General features: G+C 73.3%; 23 protein-coding genes. 7 read left to right on the top strand and 16 right to left on the bottom strand.

The genetic code is table 11. The features are described from left to right. Positions 1-21 precede the first annotated feature (21 nt). From NLX85_RS03600 to NLX85_RS03620, 5 genes are all read right to left on the bottom strand, one after another. Positions 22-570, bottom strand: a complete 549-nt coding sequence (locus tag NLX85_RS03600; protein ID WP_254331599.1) for a hypothetical protein — start codon at positions 568-570, stop codon at positions 22-24. An 86-nt stretch (positions 571-656) separates the two neighbouring features. Continuing rightward, positions 657-899: a DUF5522 domain-containing protein gene (locus NLX85_RS03605; protein WP_254331602.1), complete on the bottom strand. Its 243-nt coding sequence runs from the start codon at positions 897-899 to the stop codon at positions 657-659. 36 nt (positions 900-935) lie between these two features. Next, a complete protein-coding gene (locus NLX85_RS03610) occupies positions 936-1,913 on the bottom strand; it encodes an asparaginase domain-containing protein (protein ID WP_308210648.1) in 978 nt (325 codons plus the stop codon). After that, on the bottom strand, positions 1,910-2,551 hold the full coding sequence (locus NLX85_RS03615) for a class I SAM-dependent methyltransferase (protein WP_254331603.1): 642 nt from the start codon (positions 2,549-2,551) through the stop codon (positions 1,910-1,912). Before NLX85_RS03615 ends, NLX85_RS03610 begins: the two co-directional genes overlap by 4 nt. Before the next feature lie 11 nt (positions 2,552-2,562). Further along, the gene (locus NLX85_RS03620) at positions 2,563-4,005 is read right to left on the bottom strand and encodes an alpha/beta hydrolase (protein ID WP_254331605.1); all 1,443 of its coding nucleotides are present in this window, start codon (positions 4,003-4,005) and stop codon (positions 2,563-2,565) included. A 165-nt stretch (positions 4,006-4,170) separates the two neighbouring features. Here NLX85_RS03620 and NLX85_RS03625 point away from each other — a divergent pair, with 165 nt between their 5' ends. From NLX85_RS03625 to NLX85_RS03635, 3 genes are all read left to right on the top strand, one after another. Then, a complete protein-coding gene (locus NLX85_RS03625) occupies positions 4,171-5,427 on the top strand; it encodes an MFS transporter (protein ID WP_254331606.1) in 1,257 nt (418 codons plus the stop codon). Positions 5,428-5,522: 95 nt separating this feature from the next. Then, on the top strand, positions 5,523-5,864 hold the full coding sequence (locus NLX85_RS03630; RefSeq protein ID WP_254331607.1) for a YciI family protein: 342 nt from the start codon (positions 5,523-5,525) through the stop codon (positions 5,862-5,864). A gap of 65 nt (positions 5,865-5,929) precedes the next feature. Next, positions 5,930-7,117, top strand: a complete 1,188-nt coding sequence (locus NLX85_RS03635; RefSeq protein WP_254333613.1) for an RNA polymerase sigma factor — start codon at positions 5,930-5,932, stop codon at positions 7,115-7,117. 62 nt (positions 7,118-7,179) lie between these two features. On the opposite strand, the gene NLX85_RS03640 is transcribed toward NLX85_RS03635, so the two are convergent. From NLX85_RS03640 to nrdR, 4 genes are all read right to left on the bottom strand, one after another. Then, a complete protein-coding gene (locus tag NLX85_RS03640) occupies positions 7,180-7,899 on the bottom strand; it encodes a nucleotidyltransferase domain-containing protein (protein ID WP_254331608.1) in 720 nt (239 codons plus the stop codon). Between the two features lie 153 nt (positions 7,900-8,052). Then, positions 8,053-8,988, bottom strand: a complete 936-nt coding sequence (locus NLX85_RS03645; protein WP_254331610.1) for a DUF2332 domain-containing protein — start codon at positions 8,986-8,988, stop codon at positions 8,053-8,055. A 112-nt stretch (positions 8,989-9,100) separates the two neighbouring features. Then, the gene (locus tag NLX85_RS03650; RefSeq protein WP_254331611.1) at positions 9,101-11,998 is read right to left on the bottom strand and encodes a vitamin B12-dependent ribonucleotide reductase; all 2,898 of its coding nucleotides are present in this window, start codon (positions 11,996-11,998) and stop codon (positions 9,101-9,103) included. 34 nt (positions 11,999-12,032) lie between these two features. After that, positions 12,033-12,527 (bottom strand): transcriptional regulator NrdR, encoded by a 495-nt coding sequence (gene nrdR, locus NLX85_RS03655; protein ID WP_254331612.1) that lies wholly within the window; start codon positions 12,525-12,527, stop codon positions 12,033-12,035. A gap of 545 nt (positions 12,528-13,072) precedes the next feature. Between nrdR and lexA the strand changes: the two genes are divergently transcribed. Next, positions 13,073-13,855, top strand: a complete 783-nt coding sequence (lexA, locus tag NLX85_RS03660; RefSeq protein ID WP_254331613.1) for a transcriptional repressor LexA — start codon at positions 13,073-13,075, stop codon at positions 13,853-13,855. A gap of 50 nt (positions 13,856-13,905) precedes the next feature. Here the strand turns inward: lexA and NLX85_RS03665 are convergent, their stop codons facing one another. Then, the gene (locus NLX85_RS03665) at positions 13,906-15,483 is read right to left on the bottom strand and encodes a hypothetical protein (protein ID WP_254331614.1); all 1,578 of its coding nucleotides are present in this window, start codon (positions 15,481-15,483) and stop codon (positions 13,906-13,908) included. Between the two features lie 50 nt (positions 15,484-15,533). Continuing rightward, the gene (gene hflX / locus NLX85_RS03670; protein WP_374628051.1) at positions 15,534-16,997 is read right to left on the bottom strand and encodes a GTPase HflX; all 1,464 of its coding nucleotides are present in this window, start codon (positions 16,995-16,997) and stop codon (positions 15,534-15,536) included. A 196-nt stretch (positions 16,998-17,193) separates the two neighbouring features. Here hflX and NLX85_RS03675 point away from each other — a divergent pair, with 196 nt between their 5' ends. Continuing rightward, positions 17,194-18,666: an NAD-dependent malic enzyme gene (locus NLX85_RS03675; RefSeq protein ID WP_254331616.1), complete on the top strand. Its 1,473-nt coding sequence runs from the start codon at positions 17,194-17,196 to the stop codon at positions 18,664-18,666. A gap of 91 nt (positions 18,667-18,757) precedes the next feature. On the opposite strand, the gene dapF is transcribed toward NLX85_RS03675, so the two are convergent. Genes dapF through NLX85_RS03690 form a run of 3 tightly spaced genes read right to left on the bottom strand, consistent with a single transcriptional unit; the run spans position 18,758 to position 21,291 of the window. Continuing rightward, a complete protein-coding gene (gene dapF / locus NLX85_RS03680; protein ID WP_254331617.1) occupies positions 18,758-19,603 on the bottom strand; it encodes a diaminopimelate epimerase in 846 nt (281 codons plus the stop codon). A 7-nt stretch (positions 19,604-19,610) separates the two neighbouring features. Continuing rightward, positions 19,611-20,522: a tRNA (adenosine(37)-N6)-dimethylallyltransferase MiaA gene (gene miaA / locus NLX85_RS03685; protein WP_254331619.1), complete on the bottom strand. Its 912-nt coding sequence runs from the start codon at positions 20,520-20,522 to the stop codon at positions 19,611-19,613. A gap of 49 nt (positions 20,523-20,571) precedes the next feature. Next, on the bottom strand, positions 20,572-21,291 hold the full coding sequence (locus tag NLX85_RS03690) for a hypothetical protein (protein WP_254331621.1): 720 nt from the start codon (positions 21,289-21,291) through the stop codon (positions 20,572-20,574). A 202-nt stretch (positions 21,292-21,493) separates the two neighbouring features. On the opposite strand from NLX85_RS03690, the gene NLX85_RS03695 reads away from it, so the two are divergent. After that, positions 21,494-22,702: a DUF349 domain-containing protein gene (locus NLX85_RS03695; RefSeq protein WP_254331623.1), complete on the top strand. Its 1,209-nt coding sequence runs from the start codon at positions 21,494-21,496 to the stop codon at positions 22,700-22,702. A gap of 69 nt (positions 22,703-22,771) precedes the next feature. Here NLX85_RS03695 and NLX85_RS03700 read toward each other — a convergent pair whose 3' ends face one another. Beyond that, positions 22,772-23,005 carry a VCBS repeat-containing protein gene (locus NLX85_RS03700; RefSeq protein ID WP_254331625.1) on the bottom strand — a complete coding sequence of 78 codons (234 nt, stop codon included), beginning with the start codon at positions 23,003-23,005 and terminating at the stop codon, positions 22,772-22,774. Then, positions 23,002-24,723, bottom strand: a complete 1,722-nt coding sequence (locus NLX85_RS03705; RefSeq protein ID WP_254333615.1) for an FG-GAP-like repeat-containing protein — start codon at positions 24,721-24,723, stop codon at positions 23,002-23,004. The genes NLX85_RS03700 and NLX85_RS03705 overlap by 4 nt, the downstream gene beginning before the upstream one ends. A 348-nt stretch (positions 24,724-25,071) precedes the next feature. Here NLX85_RS03705 and NLX85_RS03710 point away from each other — a divergent pair, with 348 nt between their 5' ends. After that, on the top strand, positions 25,072-26,682 hold the full coding sequence (locus NLX85_RS03710; RefSeq protein WP_254331627.1) for a cellulase family glycosylhydrolase: 1,611 nt from the start codon (positions 25,072-25,074) through the stop codon (positions 26,680-26,682). Positions 26,683-26,686: the final 4 nt, after the last annotated feature.

A 26,686-nucleotide genomic window follows, 5' to 3' on the forward strand; every position in this document is an offset into this window, starting at 1 on the left:
CGGTCCCGCCCCGCCCGGCGGTCAGAGCTGCCGGGTGTCGATCACCTTGGCGAGGGTGACCAGCTTCCCGGCCACCTTGTCGGCCTCGGCCGTGGCCGTGCCGCGCGGGCTGGTCCAGCGCAGCGTGGCCAGCCGCCCCTCGCTGGCCAGCCAGCCCACCTCGGCCGTCGGGCCGACCTTCGCGGTCTTCGGCAGCGTGTGCCGGTAGCCGATCTTCCCGAGCTTGGTGACCTTCTTCGCGCCCCGGGGCAGCACGTCCAGGGTGAAGGTCGACGTGTCGATCGACGTGTCGGTCACCGTGAGGGTCAACTCCGGCAGCACGGCCTGCTCGGCGCGGACCACGCAGGTGTGGGTGTCGCCCTTGTCCATGGCGGCGGCCACGTCGAACCTGCCGCCGGTGTGCTTGGCGATCACCGCGAAGTCGAGCAGCCGGCACGCCCCGCCCGACGAGGCCGCGGAGACCTCGACCGCCCTCGGTTCCGCCGCCGGCGCCGCCACCGGCGGGACCTCCCTGGCGCAACCGGCGGTCAGCAGTACGGCCGAAGCGGCCAGCCAGGTACGGGCGCGCACGTGGAGACCTCCGCAGTCGCCGGCGGGAACCGCCCGCCGGATGTCCGTCGGACACCGTACGGGCTGCCCGCCGGGGACGGAAGACCTCAATCGTCCACATACGGACAGTGCCGGCATCCTCGCCCGCAGCACGTGCCGCGGCGGGCCAGGAAACCGGCGCTGAGCACGAACAGTCCGGTCGCCGGGTCCAGGTAGCCGGCCTCGCCGGCGGCCAGGGCGGCGGCGTGCGCGGCCAGGATCCGCTCCCGTTCGGGGTGGTCGGGCGGCAGCCGCGACGGGTGCGGCTCGGTCAACGGCCGGCCCGCGAGGGGTCGTCGCTCTCCGGTCACCGGGCGAGTCTACGGAGCCCGCTGAAGGGCGCCGGTTCAGCCGTGCCGGGCGAACGCCGCTTCGACCGCCGCCCGGTCCGCACCGCCGGCCAGCAGCATCCGGAGCAGCACCTTGGCCTTGTACGGGTCGAGCAGCCCACCGCAGACCAGCCCGCGCCGCCGCAGGTCGGTCTCCGAGCCGACCGCACCGTAGGTGTCCCGCAACACCGAACCCGCCCCCGTCCGCGAGGCGAGCACCACGGGCATCCGCACGGCCAGCCCGCCCAGCGCCGGGGCGAATTGGGGCGGCACGTGCCCCACCCCGAAGCCGGCCACCACGAGCCCGTCCAGGCCGGGGGCGAGCGCGTCGAGCAGCGCCAGGTCGTCGTCGAGGGTGACCGTGTGCAGCGCCACCCGGGTGGCGGCGAGCCGGTCCCGGTCCACCGGCGGCAGTGGCGCGTGCCGGGGCGGGCGGGTGAGCAGGCGTGCCGCGCCCTCGATGACGTGCCCGAGCGGGCCGGCGTTGGGCGAGGCGAAGGTCGCCGTGCTGGTGCTGTGGGTCTTGCGGACGAAGCGGGCGGCGTGGACCTCGTCGTTGAACGCCACCAGCACGCCGAGGTCCCGCGCGGCCGGCGCGGCGGCGACCCGGGCGGCCGCGAGCAGGTTGGCCGGGCCGTCAGGGCCGGCCAGGGTGGGGTTGCGCATGGCGCCCGTGAACACCAGCGGCTCCGGGTGCGGCCAGACCAGGTCGGCCAGGAACGCCGTCTCCTCCAGGGTGTCGGTGCCCTGGGTGACCACCACGCCGGCCGCCCCGTCGGCGACCGCCGCGCCGGCCGCGTCCACCAGGTCCAGGATCTGCCGGTACGCCAGGGCGGCGCTGGGCACCGCCTCGACGTCCCGCACGTCGAGCGGGATGCCGGCGAGCCCCGGTACGGCGGCCGTGAGGTCGGCGCCGGTGAGCCGGCTGACCACTCCCCCGGAACCGGTGCCCGCCATGGCGATCGTGCCGCCCAGGGTGAAGAGCGCGACGGTCACCGGTCGGCCTTCCGGGCGAGCAGGAACGCCTGCGGTCCCCGGTCGAGTTCCTCCGCTTCGCGGACCAGCGTGGCGTGCACGGCCAGACCGGCCGCCGTGAGCTGCTCGGCCAGCCGTTCCGGCGGCAGCCAGTACACGTCGTACGAGACGGTGTGGCCGTACGCCTGCTCCAGCCGGATCCGCTGGTCGCCGGCCTTGACGGCGACCAGCAGGTGACCGCCCGGGGCGAGCACCCGGTGGAACTCGGCGAACACCTCGGGCAGCAGTTCCGGCGGCAGGTGGATGATCGAGTACCAGGCCACGAGGCCGGCCAGCGCCGCGTCGGGGACGTCCAGCGCGGTCATCGAGCCGACGTCGAAGGACAGCTCCGGATAATTCCGGCGGGCCACGTCGAGCATGCCCGGGGAGAGGTCGACCCCGGAGATGTCGAGCCCGAGACCGCGCAGGTGGGCGGTGATCCGGCCGGTCCCGCAGCCCGCCTCCAGCACCGGCCGGCCGGGCCCCACCAGCTCGGCGAACGCGGCCAGCATCCCCCGGTCGAGCGGGCCCTCCAGCACCTCGGGGATCAGCCGTGCGTAGTCCACGGCCACCGTGTCGTAGGCGGCGCGCGTCTCGGTGAGCCAGTTCGGTTCGATCATGACGGTCGACCCTAGTCGCCGGCCGGCCCCGCGTCCGCCCGCACCCGGCCCAGGTAGGCCACGAACGCCTCCGGCCGCTCGAACAGCGACCGGTGGCCCGCCCCCGGGATGACCAGGTGGTCCTTGCGCGGGGCCTGGAGCTGGGCGTACCACTCGTCGAAGAGACGCAGCCGGCCGGGCACCTCGTGCGCGCCGTCCACGAACCACACCGGCACCCGCAGCTCCCGGACGTCCCGGCGGAAGTCCAGATCCTGCATCCGGGGATAGAGCACGTCCCAGCCGTCGAGGAAGCCGAACAGGTGCACCTTCTCCAGGGGGCTGTATTCCGGCACGCCCAGGTTGCCGATCGCCCCGGTCTCGTCCTCGCCCGCCCCGGTGCGGTCGAACGCGAACGCGCCGGCCTCGTTGGTCAGCAACGGCTCGTAGGCCCAGATGTCCCGGTAGGGCGGCGGACCCTGGGCCGCCATCCGCGCGGCGAGGTCGTCGCGGCCGGTCCGGCGGGCCCAGGCGAGGGTGTCGGCGTACTGGCTGCGGTCCGCCTCGCGCAGGCTCACCACCTGCCCCACCCCCACGTAGCCGGCGAACAGCTCGGGATGGCGCCGCACGGCGAGCAGGCCGGGAACGGTGCCGCCGGAGTGGGCGAGCAGGTGGATCCGGTCGCGGCCGAGCCGCTGCCGCAGGTGCCGGGTCACCGCCAGCAGGTCGTCGACCTCGTCCTCCAGGCTCCAGTCCGCCGCGGAGCGGAACCCCGACCAGGAGCGCGGGCCACCCGACCGGTCCCAGACGGCCACCACGAACTGCCGTTCCAGGGCGGCCAGGTGCCGGCGGACGGAGCCGACCTCCGAGCCGCCGGGCGGGCCGGGCACCACAAGCAGGACCGGGGCGTTCCGGTCCGTACCGCGGATCAGCAGTCCCAGGTCGCGCCCGGCGGACGCCACGGTGTCGAAGCGGGCGATCCCACCGGGGATCGGGTCGGTGCGGCCCGGCACCGCCGCGCCGACGGTGACCAGGGCGAGGAGGGCCGCGAGCAGGCCGACGCCGGCACGCCCCGACCACCGTGGCAGTGGCCGGCGGGGCGCCGTGCCGTCGAGCCGGCGGGCCAGCCCGGCGCCGTAGGCCGCGCCCACGAGAAGCGGCAGCAGGGTGAACAGCCCGTGCACGCCCCGCCCGGCCAGCAGGGCCGCCACGCCGAGGCCGGTGAGGTGCGGCCGGTCGACGGTCGGCCCGCGCAGGCCGAGCCGGACCAGTTCGACGGCGAGCGCGAAGAGCGCCGGCGCGGCCACCATCGCCCAGCGGGAACGGCTCGACCAGCCGGCCAGCAGCCCGACGGCGAGGCTGACCACGATCGAGGCGAGGGCGGTGCCGACCGTGCCCGGCCCACGCGGGGTCCACCAGCCCGCCACCACTCCCCAGACCGCCGGCAGGGCCGCCGCGAGAAGGATCCGCATCCGCATGGTGATCTCCCCTCGTCCCGGACCGTCCACCCTAGCCAGCACGAGCGCGCTGCGTGGTCCCGCGACCACGGGTGGTGCTCGGGGAGAAATACCGCGCCGGACGCCGGACCGGCGGGATACCGTGCCCGGTCGCGACCCGTGACCCCGACGGACAGGCCCTCAGCGGTGACCCAGCAACTGACGCCCCCCACGACCGGAACCCGCACCTCGCTGTGGCGGAGCCGGGACTTCCTGCTGCTCTGGAGCGGCCAGACGGTCAGCGAGGTGGGCACCCGGATCTCCGGGGTGGCGGTGCCGCTGCTCGCCGCGGGCGTGCTCGACGCCACCGTCTTCCAGGTCTCGCTGCTCACCTTCCTGGCCTGGTTGCCGTACCTCTTCTTCTCGCTCCCGGCCGGGATGCTGGCCGACCGGGTCGACCAGCGGCGGCTCATGATCGGGTGCGACCTGGGTCGGGCGGCGCTGCTGCTGTCGGTGCCGGTGGTCGCCCTGGTCGGCCACCTCACGCTGGCCTTCCTGTACGCGGTGGTCGGGCTCTCCGGCGTGCTGACCGTGGCGTTCACCGTGGCGTACCGGAGCCTGCTGCCCGCGCTCGTCCCGGCGGACGGCCTGACCTCCGCGAACGCGCGGCTGGAGGTGAGCGAGAACCTGGCCCAGCTGGCCGGGCCGAGCGCCGGCGGCGTGCTCGTCGGGCTGCTCGGCGCGGCCCGGACCTTCGTGGCCGACGCCGCCAGCTTCCTGGCCAGCGCGGTCACGTTGCTGCTGGTCCGGCACCGCCCGGTGCCGCACGCCGAGGGCCGGGTGCCGGTCCGGGCGGCGCTCACCGAGGGGCTCGGTTTCATCCGCCGGCAGCGCATCCTCGCCCTGGTGCTCGCCTGCACCGCCACCTCGAACTTCTTCGTCATGGCCGCCCAGGCCATCGAGGTGCCGTACCTGCTGCGCGTGCTGCACGCCGCCCCGGCCACCATCGGGCTCCTGTTCAGCCTGGGTTCGGTCGGCGGGTTGCTGGCCGGCGTGCTGGCCGGCCGGGTGGCCGCGCTGCTCGGCGGCGCGCGCACCATCTGGGTGTCGATGGCCGCGCCCGGCCCGCTCTACCTGCTGATGCCGCTGGCCCGGCCCGGCTGGGGCACCCTGCTCTATGCGGTCGGCACGGCGGCGTTCGCGGCCAACGCGGTGCTGTTCAACGTGGCGGCCATGTCCTACCGGCAGCGGGTCACCCCGGCCCGGCTGCTCGGCCGGGTCAACGCCGCGTTCCTCTGGATCTGCTACGGCGTGATCCCGCTCGGCGCCCTGCTGGGCGGCGCCCTCGGCACCCGGCTCGGGCTGAGACCGGCGCTACTGGTCTGCGTGCTCGGCATGTGGAGCGCGGCACTGTTCGTGGTCTGCTCCCCGCTGCGCCGGATGCGGGACTTCGCGACCTCCTGAGAAGAGGCAAGATTTTTCCCGGGCCGCTGTCGAATCCGGCCGCGCCCGTCCGTCGGTGAGACGGAAGAGGGAAACGACAACCCGAGGAGAGACCGATGGCCCAGTACGCAGTTCTCGTCTACTCGCCCGCGCCGGCCGACCCGATGGACCTGACCCCCGACTACGTGGCCCTGCTGGAGCGGTACGGGTCCCAGGTCGCCGAGCTGGGCGGCCAGATCCTCACCGGGTTCGCGCTCCAGCCGAGCACCACGGCCACGGCGATCCGCGGCGACGTGGTCACCGACGGCCCGTTCATCGAGGCCAAGGAGGTCGTCGCCGGGTTCTTCATCCTGGAGGCGCCCGACCTGGACGTGGCCCTGAAGATCGCCAAGCTGAACCCGGCCACCATCGACGGCGGCGTCGAGGTCCGGCCGCTCTTCCAGCCGCCGGCCGAGTGAGCGACGCGGCCACGGTCGCCGCCGAACGCGCCGTGGCGGACGCGCACCGTCGCGAGTGGGCCTTCGTGCTCGCCGCGACGGCGCGCGTCGCCGGCGACCTCGACGTGGCGGAGGAGTGCGTGCAGGACGCGTACCTGGCCGCGCTGGCCGCCTGGGCGCGGGACGGCGTACCCGACAAGCCGGGCGCCTGGCTGACCGCCACGGCGAAGCGCAAGGCGCTCGACGTGCTGCGCCGGGAGAAGGTCTTCCGGTCGAAGATGCCCCTGCTCGTCGAGCCGGCGGAGGCCGAGATGACGGAGGAGCCCGACGGGGACGCGGTCCCCGACGACCGGCTGCGGCTGGTGTTCACCTGCTGCCACCCGGCGCTGGCCCGCGAGGCCCAGGTGGCGCTGACCCTGCGCCTGGTCTGCGGGGTGGCCACCGGCGACATCGCCCGGGCCTTCCTCGTCACCGAGACGACCATGGCGGCCCGGGTCACCCGGGCCAAGAAGAAGATCGCCGCGGCGCGGATCCCGTACCGGGTGCCGGACGCCGCCGAGCTGCCCGAACGGCTCGACGCCGTGCTCACCGTGATCCACCTGCTCTTCACCACCGGGCACACGGCACCTACCGGGGCCGGCCTGGTCCGCGCCGACCTGGTCGACCGGGCGGTGCACCTGACCCGGATGCTGCTCGCCCTGATGCCCGACGAGCCGGAGGTACGCGGGCTGCTCGCCCTGCTGCTGCTGACCGACGCCCGCCGGGCCACCCGCACCGGCGCCGACGGGCGGCTGCTGGTGCTGGAGGAGCAGGACCGGTCCCGCTGGGACCGGGCCGCCATCGCCGAGGGCAACAACCTGGTCCTCGGCGCGTTCCGCACCGGCCGGGTCGGCCGGTACGCCATTCAGGCCGCCATCGCCTCGCTGCACGCGGTCGCCCCCAGCTACGCCGCCACCGACTGGCCCCAGGTCGTCCGCCTCTACGACGAGCTGCTCAAGCGCTGGTCGTCCCCGGTGGTGGCGCTGAACCGGGCGGTGGCGGTGTCCATGGTCGACGGCCCGGCGGCGGCCCTCGCGGAGGTGGATCTTCTCACCGAGGACGCCCGGCTGGCCGGCTACCACTACGTGCCGGCGATCCGCGCGGACCTCCTCCGCCGCCTCGACCGGCCTGAGGAGGCGGCCGACGCCTACCGAACGGCCCTGGCCCTGGTCGACAACGAGGCCGAACGCGCCTTCCTGACCGCCCGCCTCACCGAGGTCGCCCCACCCTGTTGATCATGAAGTTATCGCCCGCCGCTCCGGCGTGTCGGAGCAATAACTTCATGATCAACGCGGTTTCAGGTCGGGCGGCGGGCCTGGCGCACCGTGCGGCGGGTGTCGCGCCAGGCGATCAGGGCGGTGCGGAGGCGGGGGGAGGTGACCGGCTGGCCCCCGCGGCGGGCGCGGAGCTGGTTGATCAGCCAGGGCGGGGCGGCGGCCGCCTCGACCGCTGCGGTCTTGGTCAGCAGGTTGCCGTGGTGGAGCGCGTGGCGGCCGCGGGCCATCGAGGTGAGACCGAGGTCGGCGAGGGTGGGATCCAGCCACAGCCACGGTCGCCGGGCGGCCCAGGCCCAGTAGCCGGTGAGTTCGGCGCGGGCGGCGGCCCGCACGTCGTCGTCGCTCACCGGCGGAAAGGTGTCGCCGGGTGGGCGGCCGACGACGGCGTGGCCGTGCCGGACCAGCTCCGCCCGGGTGATCCCGGACAGGATGCGCTGGACGAGCTGGCCGTGCGTCCACGTCGGATGCTTCCGGTGGACGTCCGGGATGGTGGCGCTGTCCACGTAGACGCAGCCCAGGTGCAGCCCGGCGGCGCTGCCCGCGTCGAGGCGACGGTGCAGCGTGGCGAGCGCGGCCTCCCGCCGGGCGTCGACCGGGCCGCCGGTCAGCGCGACCAGGTCGAGATCGCTGACACCGGGCCGGTAGTCGCCCGTCGCGAGCGACCCCGCGACCAGCAGGTCGGAGACCCAGCCGAGCGCCGCGAGTTCAACGGCGAATTCCTCGACGACCCGGAGCCTCACCATGACCTCCCTCTCCGGCGCGGCAGGCCCGGCCGACCACCGGGTCGGCAGCGCGGAACCGGGCGGCCGGGTCCTCGGCCGGTGAATCCTGGCAACCTACCGTTCACCACGAACGGCAAGTGTCCAAGATCTGCTGGTGCTGCGACACGGGGTCTACCCGAACCAGGTGATCGCCTGGCCGTGTCCCCGGGTCCAGGCGAACGGCTTCCCGTCCAGCGCCAGCACGTTGTGGAAGCCGCCGGGCGGCTGCTCGGGCAGCGCGGGGTAGCGCAGCACGTCGGGGTCCTCGTTGGCGATCCAGTGCCCGGGCAGCCCGCGTACCACCTCGGCGAACGCCTCCCGCCGGGGTGGCGGCACCTGGTACAGCACCGAGGTGTGGAACACCACCAGCGTCGCGTCCCGGGGCGCCCGCGCGGCCAGCGCCGGCAGGTCGTCCACGAGGTCGCCCCGGACCAGCCGCGGCGGGTCGGCGGCGGCGACGGCCGACGCTGCCTTCAACCGCTCGCGGCGGTGCCCGTGCTCCGGCCAGATGAGCGCGTCCAGCCACGTCACGTCGGCCGGGTCGGTCACGTCGAGCGGGTTGAGGTCCAGGCCGGCCCGCCACACCACCTCGGGCCGGCGCTCTGGCACCGCCGTCCCGCTGATCGCGCAGTCGAGGACCGGCTCACCCGTGCCGAGCCGGTGGTCGCCGTAGCGGTAGGCGTACCGGTCGGGGTAGAGATTCAGGCCCGCCGAGGCGCCGACCTCCAGCAGGGCGAGGGGCTGCGGCAGCGACGCCAGCACCGGCAGGAGTACGGCACACCGGCCCGGCTCGTTGGTCTGCGTGGCCCGGACCCGCAGCTCCGCCTCGACGGCCGGCCAGTTCGCCAGCGCGTACTCCCGGAAGGCGGCCGGATCGGTGACGGGGCCACCGAGCAGCCGGACCACGGCGAAGAGCAGGTTCGGCTGGCGCTTGGCCGGCGGCAGGGTGTCGATCCGGGCCAGCAGCTCGTCGTCGCGGGCGACCGCCTCCGACAGCCGCTCGTACGCGGGCGACACCCCGCGCGCTTCTCGGCCGGCGAAGGTGGCGTAGCGGTCGGCGGTGGTCATGGCCCGAGCCTCCCAGCCGGACGCGGTCCCGCGCGACGTGAGCTTCGTCCCGCCCGGAAGAAGCCGCGAGCGCGGCAGGGAGATCCCTGCCGCGCTCGCGAACGGTCGTGCGTCAGCTGCAGCCGCTGGTGGAGCCGCAGCCCTCGCAGACGTAGCAGCTGCCGGCGGGCCGCATCTTCGTGCCGCAGGTGAAGCAGAGCGGCGCGTCCGCGGCCTTGCCGATCACGGCCTCCAGCAGTTCGGTGCTGGAGCCCACCGACGGCGCCGGCTTGACGGCGGCCACGTCGGCCAGCTCCTGCGCCGGCTGGGCCACCGGGCCGGTCTTCGGCTCGGGCGCCTCGACCGGGGCGGAGGAGGCCATCGCGGTGAGGTCCGCACCGCTCGCCTCCGCCTCCGCCTCGGCCGCGAGCTGGGCGGCCCGCTCCTTGGCCGTGAAGATGCCCAGCTCCGCGCGGCGCTCGTACGGCAGGAAGTCCAGGGCCAGGCGACGGAAGATGTAGTCCATCACCGAGGCCGCCATGCGCACGTCCGGGTCGTCGGTCATGCCGGCCGGCTCGAAGCGCATGTTGGTGAACTTGCTGACGTACGTCTCCAGCGGGACGCCGTACTGGAGACCGATGGAGATGGCCACCGAGAAGGCGTCCATCACGCCGGCCAGGGTCGAGCCCTGCTTCGACATCTTGAGGAAGACCTCGCCGAGGCCGTCGTCGGGGTACGACGAGGCGGTGAGGTAGCCCTCCGCGCCGCCGACCGAGAACGAGATGGTCTCCGACGGGCGCTTCTTCGGCAGGCGCTTGCGCACCGGCCGGTATTCCACGACCTTCTCCACGACCTTCTCGACCCCGGCAGCCGGGGCCTGGGTCTCGGCGGCGGTCTTGTTGGACTTGGCCACCGAGAGCGGCTGGCCGACCTTGCAGTTGTCCCGGTAGATCGCCAACGCCTTGAGGCCGAGCTTCCAGCCCTCGAAGTAGATCTTCTCGACGTCCTCGACGGTGGCCTGCTCCGGCATGTTGACCGTCTTGGAGATGGCGCCGGAGACGAACGGCTGGATCGCCGCCATCATCCGCACATGCCCCATCGGGGCGATCGACCGCTCGCCCATGGCGCAGTCGAAGACCGGGTAGTGCTCCGGCTTCAGGCCCGGGGCGTCCACCACGTGGCCGTGGTCGGCGATGTGCTCGACGATCGCCTCGACCTGCTCCTCCGGGTAACCGAGGCTGCGCAGGGCGCGCGGCACCGTCTGGTTGACGATCTGCATCGAGCCGCCGCCGACCAGCTTCTTGAACTTGACCAGCGCCAGGTCCGGCTCCACGCCGGTCGTGTCGCAGTCCATCATGAAGCCGATGGTGCCGGTCGGCGCGAGGACGCTGGCCTGCGAGTTGCGCCAGCCGTTCTTGTCGCCGATCTTGTTGCCGAGCGTCCACTGCCTGGTGGCCTCGCGCTGGACGGCGGTGGCCACGGTGCCGGTCGGCTTGATGGCGTCGTTGGCGGCGGCGTGCTTGCGCATGACCCGCTTGTGCGGCTCCGCGTTGCGGGCGTAGCCGTCGTACGGGCCGACGACGCCGGCCAGCTCGGCGGAGCGGCGGTAGGCGGTGCCGGTCATGAGCGAGGTGATCGCCGCGGCGACCTCCCGGCCCTGCTCCGAGTCGTACGGCAGGCCGGAGGCCATCAGCAGGGCGCCGAGGTTGGCGTAGCCGATGCCGAGCTGCCGGTAGGCGCGGCTGGTCTCACCGATCTTCTCGGTCGGGAAGTCGGCGAAGCAGATCGAGATGTCCATCGCGGTGATGACGAACTCGACCGACTTGACGAACTTCTCCACCTCGAAGCCGCCGTCGGCGCGCATGAACTTCATGAGGTTCAGCGAGGCCAGGTTGCACGAGGAGTTGTCCAGGTGCAGGTACTCCGAGCACGGGTTCGACGCGGTGATCCGCCCGGTCTCCGGGCAGGTGTGCCAGTCGTTGATGGTGTCGTCGTACTGCAGGCCGGGGTCGGCGCACTCCCAGGCCGCCTGCGAGATGCTGCGGAACAGCTTCTTGGCGTCGATCGTCTCGATGACCTGGCCGTCGAGCCGGCCGCGCAGGTCGAAGCCGCCGCCGTTCTCCACCGCGGTCATGAACTCGTCGGAGACCCGGACCGAGTTGTTGGCGTTCTGGTACTGCACGCTGACGATGTCGGCGCCGCCCAGGTCCATGTCGAAGCCGGCGTCCCGCAGCGCGCGGATCTTGTCCTCCTCGCGCGCCTTGGTGACGACGAACTCCTGGATGTCCGGGTGGTCCACGTCGAGGATGACCATCTTGGCCGCCCGCCGGGTGGCGCCGCCGGACTTGATGGTGCCGGCGGAGGCGTCCGCGCCGCGCATGAAGCTGACCGGGCCGGAGGCGTTGCCGCCGGAGGACAGCAGCTCCCGGGAGGAGCGGATCCGGGACAGGTTGACGCCGGAGCCGGAGCCGCCCTTGAAGATCAGCCCCTCCTCCTTGTACCAGTCGAGGATGGAGTCCATCGAGTCGTCGACGGCCAGGATGAAGCAGGCGCTGACCTGCTGCGGCGACGGCGTGCCGACGTTGAACCAGACCGGCGAGTTGAAGCTGAACACCTGGTGCAGCAGCATCCAGGTCAGCTCGTGCGCGAACACCTCGGCGTCGGCCGGGGTGGCGAAGTAGCCGTACTCCTCACCGGCGGTGCGGTAGGTGCCGACCACCCGGTCGATCAGCTGCTTGAGCGACCACTCCCGCTCCGGGGTCCCCACCGCGCCCCGGAAGTACTTGGTGGTCACGATGTTGGCCGCGTTGACCGACCAGGACTCGGGGAACTCCACCCCACGCTGCTCGAAGTTGATCGAACCGTCCCGCCAGTTCGTCATCACGACGTCGCGGCGCTCCCAGGTGACCTCGTCGTAGGGATGCACCCCCTCGGTCGTCCAGACGCGCTCGATCTTCAGCCCTGTCCCGGCCTTGTTCCGTGACTTGCTGGTCGTCACGCCCTCGCCCCCCTCGTCAGCGCGGTCACCCACCGCGCGTCGTCAAACTGTCAGAAATCCGTGAAACTCAACTGGTCGCGCCGGCGGCCTCGACGGCCCCGGCACCCTCCCGCGCCCGCGCGGCGGCCCGCAGCGTCTCGATCTCGCGCTCGAAGTCGGCGAGCGAGTCGAAGGAGCGGTAGACGCTGGCGAACCGCAGGTACGCCACCTCGTCGAGGTCGCGCAGCGGCCCGAGGATGGCCAGCCCGACCTCGTTGCTGGGGATCTCGGCGGCCCCCTTGGCCCGGACGGTCTCCTCCACCTTCTGCGCGAGCAGCGCGATGGAGTCGTCGTCGACCGGCCGCCCCTGGCACGCCTTGCGCACCCCGCCGATGATCTTGATGCGACTGAACGGCTCGGTCACCCCGCTGCGCTTGACCACCGCGAGCACCGCCTCCTCGACGGTGGTGAACCGCTTGCCGCACTCCGGGCAGGACCGCCGCCGCCGGATGAGCTGGCCGTCGTCGGCCTCCCGCGAGTCGACCACCCGGGAGTCGGCGTACCGGCAGTACGGACACCGCATCGCCTGACCTCCTTCATCGACCGCGGCCCACCGCCCGCCTCCGGGCACGCGTCACCGCGACGGCACCATCTCTCGATGGTCGCCGCCGGGTCGGCGGTGCGGGAGTGCGGTCGGTAACCGGACCCAACCTGTAGGCGACTTACGCCCGTGTAACCACAACATCTAGGGGTCGACCGTATGTCGTCGCACTAGCGAGGTCAAGTTGGCCGGCGTGTCCGGCGCGTCATCAGAATCACTCACCCGTGCCACCCCGTCCCCGGCGTACCGAGGAGCCCAACGGCCGGGCGCCGCCGGGGTCACGGGCCGCCGGGATGGAACATGCGTTCGAGAGCGACGTACCATTTATCAGAACAGGCGTTCGGAAATCCAGGATTTCGGGGCGACACGCCGACAACAGGTCGTACAGATGTTTGAAAATGGCCGATCTCACCTATACGGTCAACAACGACCGGGCGCGGCGGATCGCCGCGGACCGGTCGGGAGCACCACCTGAGCACGCACCACGAGCCGACGAGGCACCCAGCGCCGACCAGGGAGGGACGGACGTGACCGAGGACCGGGCCAGCCGGCAGAGAAACCCGCAGCCGATCGACGGGGCGGGTCCGCCGGCGACCCGTCGACCCCGCACCGCGCGCAGCCGGGCAGTCCAGCCCGCCGTGCGTCCGGTCACCCCGGTGGTCAGCAGCTTTCCCGACCCGACCACGGTCGACCTCACGGCCCGGCAGCGCCGGATCCTGGAGTTCATCCGCACCTGGGTGGAGCGCCACGGCTACCCGCCGAGCGTGCGCGAGATCGGCGAGGCGGTCGGCCTGGTCTCCCCGTCCAGCGTCGCCTACCAGCTCAAGGAGCTGGAAAAGAAGGGCTTCCTGCGCCGCGACCCGAACCGGCCGCGCGCCGTGGACGTCCGGGCCCCGGGCGACGTCGACGACGAGGCGGCCCGGGCCCAGCGCCCCACCCCGGCGTACGTGCCGATGCTCGGCCGAATCGCCGCCGGTGGCCCGATCCTCGCCGAGCAGGCGGTGGAGGACATCTTCCCCCTCCCCCGCGAGCTGGTCGGTGAGGGCGAGGTCTTCATGCTCCAGGTCAAGGGCGACTCGATGCTCGACGCGGCGATCTGCGACGGCGACTGGGTGGTGGTCCGGCAGCAGCCGACCGCCGAGGTCGGCGACATCGTGGCGGCCATGCTCGACGGCGAGGCGACCGTGAAGACCTACCGGCGGCGCGACGGGCACGTCTGGCTGATGCCGCAGAACCCGGCCTTCGACCCGATCCCGGGCGACGACGCCACCATCATGGGTCGCGTGGTCGCCGTGCTCCGCCGCATCTGAGACCACGGGAAAGGGGGGTGACCGGCGCGGTCACCCCCCTTTTCGTGCGCTCAGTAGCGGTCGCCCCGGTACTCCCGGCCGCCGCCGGAGAACTGGCCGTACTGCTGGCCCCGGTCGCCGTAGCCGCCGTCGCGACGGCCCTCCCGCGGATCCCGGCGGTCGTGCTCCCGGCGCGGCGGTTCGGCCCGCCCCGGGCCATAGCCGCCACCGCCGCCCGGCCGGCCGCCGTAGCCGCCACCGCCCGGGGCTCCTCCGCCGTAGACGCCACCGCCCTGCGGGCCGCCGCCGTAGACCCCGCCCCCGCGACCGCCGCCGCCCTGCGGTCGGCCGCCGCCGTAGACGCCGCCGGCCGGGCGGCCGCCGTTCGCCGGGGCGCCACCGTAGACCCCGCCCTGGCCGCCACCGCCGCCGTAGACCCCGCCGCGCGGCGGGACGTCGGGCCGGTTGGCCGGCGGATAGCCGGGGTTGCCCGGGAACCCGTCGTCGCGCTCGTCGGTGGGCTCGGCCGGCGGCGCCGGCTTGCGCCGGGCCTTCAGGATGCCGAAGATGCCCGCGCCGACCATGAGCAGGCCGAGCACGCCGACCGCCGCGATCAGGTACGTGATCTCGTCGAGGCTCAGCCCTTCGATCCAGGACTTCTCCGCGGCCGGCTTGGTGACGTCCTTGCCGGCGTTGGGCAGCGCCTCGACCCCGGTGGTGGCCGGGGGGTAGCTGAGGATGTCGATCGGGTCCGTGGCGTCCAGGAGGCCGCCGTCGGAGACGGTGACAAAGGACTTGCCGTCCGCCGTGTAGGAGATGGCCTCACCGAACGGGTCCGCGAGGGGGGTCACCCGGGGCTTGACGGTGGTCAGCGCGGCGACGATGTTGCCGCCCGTCACGTCGAACTCGAAGGCGTCGCCGTACGTGCGCAGCACCACCTTGCTGCCGTCGGGCGAGCGGGCCGCGCCGGTGACCAGCAGCCGGCCGGGGCCGCCCAGCTTGTTCTCGGTGTTGGTCTTGGGGAGGGTGACCTCGCCGACCTTCTTCAGCGGGATGGCCTCGGGGTCACCGCCGCTCTTGAACTTCGCCGTGGGCGTGAAGATCTCCGACTTGCCGGACAGGTCCTTCGTGATGACCAGCGGCAGGTTGTCGTCGCCGACGAGCAGCGCCTCGGCGTCGTGCGGCTCGTTGCCCGGGTAGGTCAGGCGGTGCAGCACCGGCTTCGACCCGGTCAGCGGCATGGTCCAGATCGCGACCCGCTCCCGGCGGGTCTTGGCCTCGACGTTGTCGCCGGTGTCGGCGATCCAAAGGGTCTTCTTGTCCGGCCCGACGGCCAGGTCCTCGGTGTCGCGGGGCCCGGGGTCCGGGTACCGGACCGGGTCCTTGGCGATCCCGCACTTGGTGTCGAGGAAGAAGATCCGCTCGCGGCTGTCGTCCTCGGTGCCGTCGTTGATCACGACGTAGCCGGTGCTGGTGGCGACGATGCCGGACAGTTCCCGGAGTCGCTTGTCCTCGATGGTGCACTTCTTCTTGGGAACCGCGGCCAGCACGGGGGCCGCGGCGGGTGCCGCCAGGGCGACCCCGGCCGGCGCCACGACCGCGCCGACGAGGCTCAGCGCGATCGTGACCGAGGAGACAGCGTGCCGCATGGCGCCAAGTGTCGCACGACCCGCGTTTCCGGCGGGTGACGCCGGACGGCTCACCGCCCGGCGCCCACCGGTTCCTCGCTGGTGAGCCGGTCCCCCGCCCGGTACGGCGCGAGTTCGGCGGCGAGCGCCTGACCCACCCGGACGTGCAGCAGGGTGCCCTCGGGCAGGTGCGCGGTGCTGAGCACCTCGCCCTGCCGGTGCACCCGGGCCACCAGGTCACCCCGGTCGTACGGGAGCACCGCCCGAACCTCGACGGCCGGCCGCGGCAGCCGCTGCTCGATCGCCTCGCGCAGCCCGTCGATCCCGCGCCCGCTGTGCGCGGAGACGAGGACCGCCTCCGGCCAGAGCCGCTTGAGCCGCAGCAGCGTCTCCTCGTCGGTGGCGTCGGTCTTGTTGATCACCAGCAGCTCGGGCAGCCGGTCGGCGCCCACCTCGGCGAGCACCTCGCGGACCGCGCGGACCTGCTCCTCCGGGTCCGGGTGGGTGCCGTCGACCACGTGCACCACCAGGTCGGCGTCGCCGACCTCCTCCAGCGTCGAGCGGAACGCCTCGACGATCTGGTGCGGCAGGTGCCGGACGAACCCGACCGTGTCGGAGAGGGTGTAGAGCCGGCCGTCGGAGGTGGTGGCCCGGCGGGTGGTCGGGTCCAGGGTGGCGAACAGCGCGTTCTCCACCAGCACACCGGCCCCGGTGAGGCGGTTGAGCAGGCTGGACTTGCCGGCGTTGGTGTAGCCGGCGATGGCCACCGCGGGCACCGCGTTGCGGGAGCGGCGGGCGCGCTTGGTCTGGCGTACCGTCGTCATGCTCTTGATCTCGCGGCGCAGCCGCGCGATGCGGTGCCGGATCCGGCGCCGGTCGGTCTCGAGCTTGGTCTCACCGGGACCGCGCAGGCCCACGCCGCCGCCGGCGCCACCGCCGCGGCCGCTACCACCGGTCTGCCGGGAGAGGGTCTCACCCCAACCGCGCAGTCGCGGCAGCAGGTATTCGAGCTGGGCAAGCTCGACCTGCGCCTTGCCCTCGCGGCTCTTGGCGTGCTGGGCGAAGATGTCGAGGATCAGGGCGGTCCGGTCGACCACCTTGACCTTGGTGCGCTGCTCCAGGTTGCGCAGCTGCGACGGCGACAGCTCACCGTCGCAGATGACCGTGTCGGCGCCGGTGGCGAGCACCACCGCGCCCAGGTCGTCGACCTTGCCCCGACCGATGTAGGTGGCCGGATCGGGCCGGTTGCGCCGCTGGATCAGCCCCTCGAGCACCTGCGAGCCGGCCGTCTCGGCCAGCGCCGCCAGCTCGGTGAGGCTGTTGTCCGCGTCGTCCTGGGTCCCCTCGGTCCAGACGCCCACGAGGACGACCCGCTCCAGCCGGAGCTGGCGGTATTCGACCTCGGTGATGTCGGTGAGTTCGGTGGAGAGGCCGGGGACCCGCCGCAGCGCCTGCCGCTCCGACAGCTCGTACTCGCCCGTGGTGGCTTCGAGCTCGTCGTCCTCGTAGGGAAGGAAGGTCTCCTGCTCTCGCAAACCGCGACTCCTGTCCGTTATGTCTTTTGTCGGGGCATTTCCCGCTCGCATGAGCATCCTGACATGTACCAACGCGCGACGCACCTGCTATATGCCCGTGGCGCTACTAACCGGTAGCGGGGCCGGATGCCGGCCGACCAGGGTGGGCGAGTAGAAATGCCAGGCGAGCCGCTCAGCGCTGACGGAGGAGTTCTACGTGGCCAACACCCGACTGCCGAGTGCCGGATTCTCGATCACGATCCGGATCGCGGTGCCCGCGGACGCCTCCTCCATCGGGCGGCTGACCACCGCGGCGGGCGAGGCCGGCGCCATCGTCACCGCCCTGGACGTGGTCGACTCCGACCCGGCCCACGTGATCGTCGACCTCACCTGCGACACCGCCGACTCCAACCACGCCGACCAGGTGGTCGGCGTGCTGACCGCCCTCGACGGGGTGGACGTCCGCAAGGTCTCCGACCGGACGTTCCTGCTGCACCTCGGCGGCAAGATCGAGGTCAGCTCCAAGGTCGCGCTGCGCACCCGCGACGAGCTGTCCCGCGCGTACACCCCGGGGGTGGCCAGGGTCTGCCAGGCGATCGCCGAGAACCCGGCCGACGCCCGCCGGCTCACCATCAAGCGCAACACCGTGGCCGTGGTCAGCGACGGCTCGGCCGTGCTCGGCCTGGGCAACCTCGGGCCGGCCGCCTCGCTGCCCGTCATGGAGGGCAAGGCCGCGCTGTTCAAGCGCTTCGGCGGGGTGGACGCCTGGCCGGTGGTGCTGGACACCCAGGACACCGACGAGATCGTGCAGATCGTCAAGGCGATCGCGCCCGCGTACGGGGGCATCAACCTGGAGGACATCGCCGCGCCGCGCTGCTTCGAGATCGAGGCCCGGCTGCGCGAGGCGCTGGACATCCCGGTCTTCCACGACGACCAGCACGGCACCGCGATCTGCGTGCTGGCCGCGCTGACCAACGCGCTGCGGGTGGTGGGCAAGCAGCTCTCCGACGTCCGCGTCGTGGTCTCCGGCGCCGGCGCGGCCGGCACCGCGATCATGAAGCTGCTGCTGCGGCAGGGTGTGGGCGACATCATCGCGTACGACCGGCAGGGCGCCCTGCACCGCGGGCTGCCGGACCTCAACCCGGCCTGGCAGTGGCTGGCGGAGCACACCAACAAGGAGAACTACTCCGGCGACCTGCCCGGCGCGATCCGGGGCGCGGACGTGTTCATCGGGGTGAGCGCCCCGAACCTGCTCACCGGCGACGACATCGCCGGCATGGCCAAGGACGCCATCGTCTTCGCGCTGGCCAACCCCGACCCCGAGGTGGACCCGCGGGAGGCCCGCAAGCACGCCGCGGTGGTCGCCACCGGCCGGTCCGACCAGCCGAACCAGATCAACAACGTGCTCGCCTTCCCGGGCGTCTTCCGGGGCATGCTCGACGCGCACGCCGAGGAGTTCACCGAGGAGATGGCGATCGCGGCGGCCCGGGCCATCGCGGACGTGGTCGGCGAAGACAAGATCAACCCGACGGTGATCGTGCCGAGCGTCTTCGACTCGCGGGTCGCCCCTGCGGTCGCCGCCGCCGTCCGCGCCGCCGCCCAGAACCCGGCCATGACGCCTCCGCCGGCCGCCGACCCGGGCCCGGCCGACCTCCCCGAGATCGCCGCGAACGCCAGCGCCACCCCCTGACGGTCGCCCTCGGTGTTGATCAAGAAGTTTGCGCCGGGAACGGGCCCGCTTCAGACGCGAACTTCTTGATCGACTCGGCGAGGGGCGGTGGTTACGCCTCCAGGGCGGGCACTGTGATCTGGCCGGTCGCGACCAGCACGGCCGGGCCGGAGAGCCAGCAGGTGTCGTCGGTGACCGTGACCGTGAGGCGGCCGCCGGGCACGTCGACGGTCATCGTGCCGGTCTCCCGGCCGGCGTCGCGTAGGGCCACCGCGGCCACCGCGCACGCGCCGGTGCCGCAGGAGAGCGTCTCGGCCGAGCCCCGCTCGTAGACCCGCATGAGCACGTGCCCGTCGGTGCCCTCGACCGGCTCGCCGGGGGCGATGAACTCGACGTTCACCCCGGACGGGAAGACGGACGGGTCGACGTCGGGCGCCCTGGTGAGGTCGAGGATGTTCAGGTCCAGGCTGGCGGGCAGCGCGCAGACCAGGTGCGGGTTGCCCACGTCCACCGCCGCGCCGATCAGGGTGAGCCCGCCCACGGTGGCGGTGGCCGTGTCGTGGAGCCGGGGACGGCGCATCTCGACGGCGACCTCGGCGCCCTCGACCCGGGCGCGGACCAGGCCGGCCCGGGTGGCCACCGGCAGCGCCGCGCCGGACGGGGTGGCCAGCCCGGTCTCCAGCAGGTAGCGCACGAAGACCCGGGCGCCGTTGCCGCACATCTCGGCGAACGAGCCGTCGGAGTTCCAGTAGTCCATGAACCACTCGGCCTCGCCGGCCAGTGCCACGCCCTCCGGGTGCTTGGCGGCGCGTACCACGCGCAGCACGCCGTCGCCGCCGACGCCGCGCCGCCGGTCACAGAGCGCGGCGACCAGGCCGGGCGTCAGGTCGAGCGCCCCGTCCGGGTCGGGCAGGATGACGAAGTCGTTGCCGGTGCCGTGGCCCTTGGTGAACTCCACGCCTCCATCATTCCCGATTGTCGGCGACCACCCGCAGCGCAGTGTCGACAAACGCGGGCGAGGCCGAGTCCAGCCAGTGGATCCGCGGGTCGCGGCGGAACCAGGAGCGCTGCCGGCGGACGAACCGCCGGGTGGCCCGGACGGTCTCCTCGTACGCCTGCGTCTCGGTCAGCTCCCCGGCCAGGAAGCGCAGCACCTGCTGGTAGCCGAGGGCCCGGCTGGCCGTACGCCCCTCGGGCAGGCCCTCGCCGACAAGCGTCCGCGTCTCGGCGACCAGGCCGTCGGCCCACATCCGGTCCACCCGCAGCGCGATCCGCTCGTCCAGCAGCGCGGTGTCCAGGTCGACGCCGAGCTGCACCGACGGGTAGTACGGCGTCGGCGCGGGCAGCGACGCGGTGAACGGGGCGCCGGTCAGCTCGACGACCTCCAGGGCCCGGACGATGCGCCGGCCGTTGCTCGGCAGGATGCCCGCCGCGGCCACCGGGTCGGCCTCGGCCAGCCGGGCGTGCAGCGGGGCCGGGCCGACCGTGGCCAGCTCCGCCTCCAGCCGCTCCCGGACCGCCGGGTCGGTCCCGGGGAACTCGAACTGCTCCAGCACCGCCCGGACGTAGAGCCCGGAGCCGCCGACCAGCAGCGGCACCTTCCCCCGAGCCAGGATGTCGTCGACCGCCGCGCGGGCCAGCCGCTGGTATTCGGCGACGCTGGCCGGCTCGGTGACGGGCCAGATGTCGAGCAGGTGGTGCGGCACGCCCTCCCGCTCGGCCGGGGTCAGCTTGGCGGTGCCGATGTCCATGCCCCGGTAGAGCTGCATCGAGTCGGCGTTGACCACCTCGCCGTCGAGGGCGTGCGCCAGGGCGATGCTCAGCGCCGACTTGCCCGCCGCGGTCGGCCCGACCACGGCGACGACGGTTCGACTCACTGCCGCTCTCCGTTCGCGACTGCGGGGCTCGCGAGCTCACTCCTCGCGCTCACACCTTCTCCCAGTTCGCCACGAAGTAGGCAACGCCGTAGGGGGCCTGGTGGTAGCTCACGTCGCCGCGCCAGTCGCCGCCCGCCGCGCGGGCCGCGCCGGCCAGCACCTGCCAGGGCGCCCGCCCGGCGGCCCTCAGCTCCGCCGACAGCACCGGGTCCAGGCCGAGCAGGGCCTCGGCGTCCGCGCCGGCCAGGGCCGTGGCGACCCCCTCGTCGTACGCGGGCGCGCGCGGGTCGTCGTAGCCGGGCGCCTTGACGCCCCGGCAGGCCGACCCGTCCCCGAGCACCAGCAGCGCGATCCGCCCGTCCGCCTCCGCGGTCAGGTCGGCGCCGAGGGCGGCGCACTCGGCCGGGGCGGCGTCGGCGGCGACCGCCCGGGCCAGCCGGGGCAGCTCGGTGCCGGACCGGTTCACCAGCCAGGCGCCGATGGTCAGGCTCAGCGGCAGGCGGTCGCTCCCGGCGCAGTTGACCTTCCAGAGCCGGACGTGCCGGTCCAGCCCGAACGGGCGCAGCGAGCCGTGGTCGGCACTGTTGAACCGTTCCGTCGCCGGCCCGGCACCGAGCAGCAGGATCGCCTCGGGGGCGGCGGCGAGCAGCCGGGCCACGGCCGCGTCGGCGGCGGCGCGGAGGTCGTCCAGCTCGGGCGCGGCGGCGCCGGCCAGCTCGGGCACGATCAGGGGCGGGTGGGGGCAGACGGCGGCGGCGACCAGGGGCACCGGTCCAACCTATCCGTATCCCCCGGTGCGTCCCCGCGCCGATCCGGTCATCGAGGCGCTACGACACCGTATGGTCACGGTCGACGACAGGCGCTCGACACGGACCGGGTCGGACCTGTGACAATGCCGGGAGAACTTTGCTGCGCCGTGGCGGCGATCGCGGGAGTAGTCCCGTCGACGCCGGGAGAACGAGGATGGGCACATGAGCGACTGGACTGCCTTCGGACGGGTCGACGAGGACGGCACCGTCTACGTCAAGACCGCCGAGGGCGAGCGGGTGGTCGGATCCTGGCAGGCGGGGGCACCGGAGGAAGGGCTCGCCCACTTCGCCCGGCGCTTCGCCGACCTGGTGACGGAGGTGGACCTGACCGAGGCCCGGCTCAACTCGGGCGCGGCCGACGCAGGCCACTCGCTGACCACCATCCGGCGGATCCGCGCCTCGCTGCCCGAGGCACACGTCGTCGGCGACATCGACGCCCTGGCCGCGCGCCTCGACAAGCTGGCCACGGTGGCCGAGGAGAAGGCCGGCGAGGCGCGGGCGGCCCGCGACGCCGCCCGCGGCGAGGCCCTCGCGCGCAAGACCGCCCTCGTCGAGGAGGCGGAGAAGCTGGCCGCCGAGTCGACCGGCTGGAAGACCGCCGGCGACCGGCTCAAGGAGATCCTCGACGAGTGGAAGACCATCCGCGGGGTCGACAAGAAGGCCGACGGTGAGCTGTGGAAGCGGTTCGCCGCCGCGCGCGACGGCTTCACCCGCCGCCGGGGCGCCCACTTCGCCTCCCTGGACCAGCAGCGCAAGCAGGCGCAGGGGGTCAAGGAGGAACTGGTCGCCGAGGCCGAGAAGCTCAAGGAGTCGACCGACTGGGGCGCCACCGCCAACCAGCTCAAGGACCTGATGGCCCAGTGGAAGGCCGCGCCGCGCGCCTCCAAGGAGGCCGAGCAGAAGCTGTGGGAACGGTTCCGGGCGGCGCAGGACGAGTTCTTCACCCGGCGTAGCGAGGTCTTCTCGGCGCGGGACAACGAGCAGCGCGGCAACCTGGAGCGCAAGCAGGCCCTGCTCGCCGAGGCCGAGGCGCTCGACATCGACGCCGACCCGAAGGGCGCGCAGGCGAAGCTGCGCGAGATCCAGGCGCAGTGGCACGAGGCCGGCCGGGTCCCCCGCGAGGCCGCCGCCGGGCTGGAGCGCCGGCTGCGCGCCGTGGACGACAAGGTCCGCGAGGTCATGGATTCGGCGTGGCGGCGCACCTCCAAGGAGGACAACCCGCTGCTGGCCCAGATGCGGGCCCAGGTCGCCGAGGCCGAGGACCGGCTGGCCCGGGCCCAGGCGGCCGGCGACACCCGCCGGATCAAGGAGGCCGAGCAGGCGCTCGCCTCGAAGCGGCAGTTCCTCCAGTTGGCCGAGCAGGCCGGCTGAGCCGAGCAGCACCGCAAGCCCCCGGTCCCGCCTCGGGACCGGGGGCTTCCGCGTCTCCGCCCGCGATGTTCAGACCTGCGGCAGCACCACGAGCCCGCTGTTGTAGTCGGCGAGGACCAGGTCGGGCCGGCCGTCGCCGGTGAGGTCGCCGACGGCGAGGCCCCGGCCGGGGTAGCTGGTGGCGTAGGGCAGGCCCCACAGGCGCTCGCGGCCGAGCTGGCCGTCGGGGCGCTGCAACGAGACCCCCGCCGCCTGCCAGCCGCCGTGCGCGGTCACCGCGTCGAGCAGGGCGTCCCCGTTCACGTCGGCCAGCACGAGGGGTTGGGGGATGTCGTAGTGCGGGTAGGCGACGGTGCGCCGAGGGCGCCGCCGGTCTGCGGGAACACCAGGAGCCGGGAGGCGGGCTTGTTACCGCCCGCCGTCACCGCGACGTCCGCCCGCCCGTCACCGGTCAGGTCACCGGCCGCCATCGACACGACGCCCCGGGCGGTCCCGTCCGGCACCGGGTACGCGCCGGCGCGGGCGAAGCCGCCCTCGGCGGTCTGGGTGAAGACCTCCAGTGTCGCCGTGGTGTTGGTCAACTGGACGATGTCGCGGCGGCCGTCGCCGTCGAGGTCGGCCGTGTCCACCAGGCCCCGGTCGTAGCCGTCGTCGACGAGGACCGGCGGGGCGAAGGTCCGGCCGTCCACGCTGGTGTGCACGGTCAACCGGTCCTGCTCGGCGACCACCAGGTCGGCCCGGCCGTCCGCATTGAGGTCGGCCAGCCGCAGGTCGGTGGGACGGGTCGCCAACGGCAGCAGGACCGGTGCGGCCAGGCCGCCGGCCTGCTGCACGAACACGTCCACCCCGGAGTCGGCGATCGCCGCGACGTCGGTGTCGCCGTCGCCGTCCACGTCGCCGGTGGCGAGGACGACCGTCCCGTTCGGGTAGCCGTGCGTGGCGAGGACCTGCGGCGGGGCGAGGGTGCCGTCGGGCCGCTGGGCGAGTACGAGCAGCTTGCAGTTGTCCGCCGGCAGCTCCGCGTACGTGTAGGTGCCCATCAGCAGGTCGCCCCGGCCGTCGCCGGTCACGTCCGCCACGGCCACGCTCGACGGGATTACCGTGCCGAAGCCGTAGGTGCGGTAGGAGCCGTAGTTCACCTGGCCGTACGCGGGCACGACGGTGTGCGCGACGGCGGCCGAGGCACTGGCGCCGACGGCCGGTGTCTGGCTGCCGGCGAACTGGGCGTGCAGGGTGTGGGCGCCGACCGGCAGGCTCGTGACGATCTCGGCACGGCCGGAGGAGTCGAGCCAGGCGCCCTGGAGCGCCTGGCCGTCGGCGTAGAAGTACACGCCGCCGAGGAACGTCGGGGTGTCCGGGTCGGCGGCGACGACCTTCGCGGTCAGCAGCGCGCCCTGCCCCGCCTCGGTACGCGCCGGGGAGACGGTCAGGGTGATGCTGCTCGGCGCGCCGACCCGGGCCCAGACCTCGGCGGACTCGTTGCTCGACGCGGCCGAGACGGCCCGGACCCGGTAGAGGTACTCGGGGCCGGTGGTCACCGCGGTGTCGACGAAGCTCGTGCCCGTGGTGTCGCCCCGGCTCTCGTAGCTGCCGTTGTTCCAGCGCAGCACCGTGTAGCCGGTCGCGCCCGGGCTCGGCTCCCAGGACAGCGTGATCCGGTCGGGCACGCCGGTGGCCCGGACGCCCCGCGGCGGGTTGATCCAGGTCGTCGCGCTCGCCTCGCGGGACGGCCGGGAGGCCAGGGTGCCGCTCGTGCTCACCACGACGTACCAGTAGCGGGTGGCCGCCGTGAGGCCCGCGTCGGTCCACTCCCGCTGGTCGGTGGACGCGATCTGCTGGTAGGGCCCGCCGCTGCTGCCGGACCGCAGCACCCGGTAGCCGGTGGCGCCGGTGCCCGCCGTCCAGGTGAGCCGGATCTGGTCGTGGGAGAGCGCCGTCGCGGTGACGGTCTTCGGCGCGGACAGCCCGAGCGCCAGGGCCGGCGCGGCCGGCGCCAGCACCGCCACGAGGGCGAGCAGCACCAACGCTGCCAGTGTTCGTCGGTGGTCCCTGTTCCCGGCAGTCACACGCATCGTTGATTCCCCCGTTCCCGGCGCTCCTGCGGCTGCCGCCCCATCGTTGGCCGGGAACCCGAGCGCCGCCCGGCAGCCATGACCGAAGACGCAAAAGGTGAACGGGGGTCCAGGCAGGACGGCCGGGAGCGGAATTGACGGTCCGATCGACGGCGATCAGAATGGGGCGCGGAGCCAGGGCAGCACCACCACGCGAGCGGTCACGGGGCCGTACCCCCGCAGCCGAGCCGTCCCCGCACGGCCACCTCCCCCACATCTCGTGGTCCGGGCCTGACCCTCCGAAACGGAGCTCCGGCAATGCCTTCTCGTCCGACCGCCTTCGGCGGCGCCCTCGCGGCGCTCGCCACCGCCGCCGCCGGCGTCCTCGTCGCCGCCGCCGTCAGCACCACACCGGCCGCCGCCGCCACCGGCGGCACCGGCACCGGCTACCTGCACACCAGTGGCAACAAGATCGTCGACAGCACGGGGGCCACGGTCCGGCTCACCGGCATCAACTGGTTCGGCATGGAAACCGACAACAAGACCTTCCACGGTCTGTGGTCGAGCAACCCGTGGCGCGGCCAGCTCGACACCATGGCCCGGCTGGGCTACAACACGCTGCGCATCCCCTACTCGAACGACGCGCTGAAGCCGGGCGCGACGGCCACCGGCATCAACGACTTCGTCAACCCGGACCTGGTCGGCCTGTCCCCGTTGCAGATCCTCGACAAGGTGATCGACTACGCGGGCAGCAAGGGGATGCGGGTCATCCTGGACCGGCACCGGCCCACCTCGGCCGGGCAGTCGCCGCTCTGGTACACCTCGACGGTCTCCGAGGCGACCTGGATCGCCGACTGGAAGATGCTCGCCCAGCGGTACGCGAACAACCCCACGGTGATCGGCGCGGACCTGCACAACGAGCCGCACGCCGAGGGCACCAACCCGGCGGCCACCGGCGCCTGCTGGGGCTGCGGCGACACCGCGCGGGACTGGCGGCTGGCCGCCGAGCGGGCCGGCAACGCGATCCTCGGGGTGCAGCCGAACTGGCTGATCTTCGTGGAGGGGGTGAGCTGCCCGAGCGGCGGCCTGTCGAACGTCTGGGACAACGACCCGAGCAACGACGAGGACTGCGGCTGGTGGGGCGGCAACCTGTCGAAGGCCGGGCAGTTCCCGGTGCGGCTCAACGTGGCCAACCGGCTGGTCTACTCCCCGCACGAGTACGCGACCTCGGTCTACCACCAGGCGTGGTTCGACGACCCGACCTACCCGGCGAACATGCCGGCGATCTGGGACAAGTACTGGGGCTACCTCTACAAGCAGAACCTCGCCCCGATCATGATGGGCGAGTTCGGCACCACGCTCCAGGACCCGAAGGACAAGGTCTGGCTGCAGAACCTGATGGCGTACACCGGGACCGGCGTGAGCGGGATGTCCTTCACCTACTGGTCGTGGAACCCGAACTCGGGTGACACCGGCGGCATCGCCAACGACGACTGGACCACCATCAACCAGGCCAAGCAGGACATCCTCCAGCCCTACCTGATCCCGCCGGTGGGCGGGGGCACCACCAGCCCGTCGCCGACGGGCACCCCGAACACGTCGCCGAACCCGACCACGCCGGCACCGACCGGCGGCTGCACGGCCACGTACAAGCAGGTCAACGCGTGGCAGGGCGGCTTCCAGGGCGAGCTGACCGTGAAGAACAGCGGCACGGCCGCGGTCAACCCGTGGTCGGCCACCTGGACCTGGCCGTCCGGGGTGACCCTGGCCAGCGGCTGGAACGCCACCGTCACCCAGTCCGGCACCACGGTCACCGCGGCCGCACCGACCTGGGCGTCGTCGCTGGCGCCGGGCGCCTCGGTCGGCTTCACGGCCAACGGCACGGCCGCCGCGCCGGGCGCCGTGAAGCTCAACGGCACCGCCTGCTGAAACG

It is taken from the genome of Micromonospora sp. A3M-1-15 (assembly GCF_024213425.1).
GTDB classification, from domain to species: Bacteria; Actinomycetota; Actinomycetes; order Mycobacteriales; family Micromonosporaceae; genus Micromonospora; species Micromonospora chersina.

Excerpts from the sequence above, each read along its gene's own strand:
- NLX85_RS03615 (WP_254331603.1), bottom strand. The coding sequence starts at position 2,551 with ATGATCGAACCGAACTGGCTCACCGAGACGCGCGCCGCCTACGACACG.
- NLX85_RS03620 (WP_254331605.1), bottom strand. The coding sequence starts at position 4,005 with ATGCGGATGCGGATCCTTCTCGCGGCGGCCCTGCCGGCGGTCTGGGGA.
- NLX85_RS03630 (WP_254331607.1), top strand. The coding sequence starts at position 5,523 with ATGGCCCAGTACGCAGTTCTCGTCTACTCGCCCGCGCCGGCCGACCCG.
- NLX85_RS03645 (WP_254331610.1), bottom strand. The coding sequence starts at position 8,988 with ATGACCACCGCCGACCGCTACGCCACCTTCGCCGGCCGAGAAGCGCGC.
- nrdR (WP_254331612.1), bottom strand. The coding sequence starts at position 12,527 with ATGCGGTGTCCGTACTGCCGGTACGCCGACTCCCGGGTGGTCGACTCG.
- NLX85_RS03665 (WP_254331614.1), bottom strand. The coding sequence starts at position 15,483 with ATGCGGCACGCTGTCTCCTCGGTCACGATCGCGCTGAGCCTCGTCGGC.
- NLX85_RS03695 (WP_254331623.1), top strand. The coding sequence starts at position 21,494 with ATGAGCGACTGGACTGCCTTCGGACGGGTCGACGAGGACGGCACCGTC.
- NLX85_RS03710 (WP_254331627.1), top strand. The coding sequence starts at position 25,072 with ATGCCTTCTCGTCCGACCGCCTTCGGCGGCGCCCTCGCGGCGCTCGCC.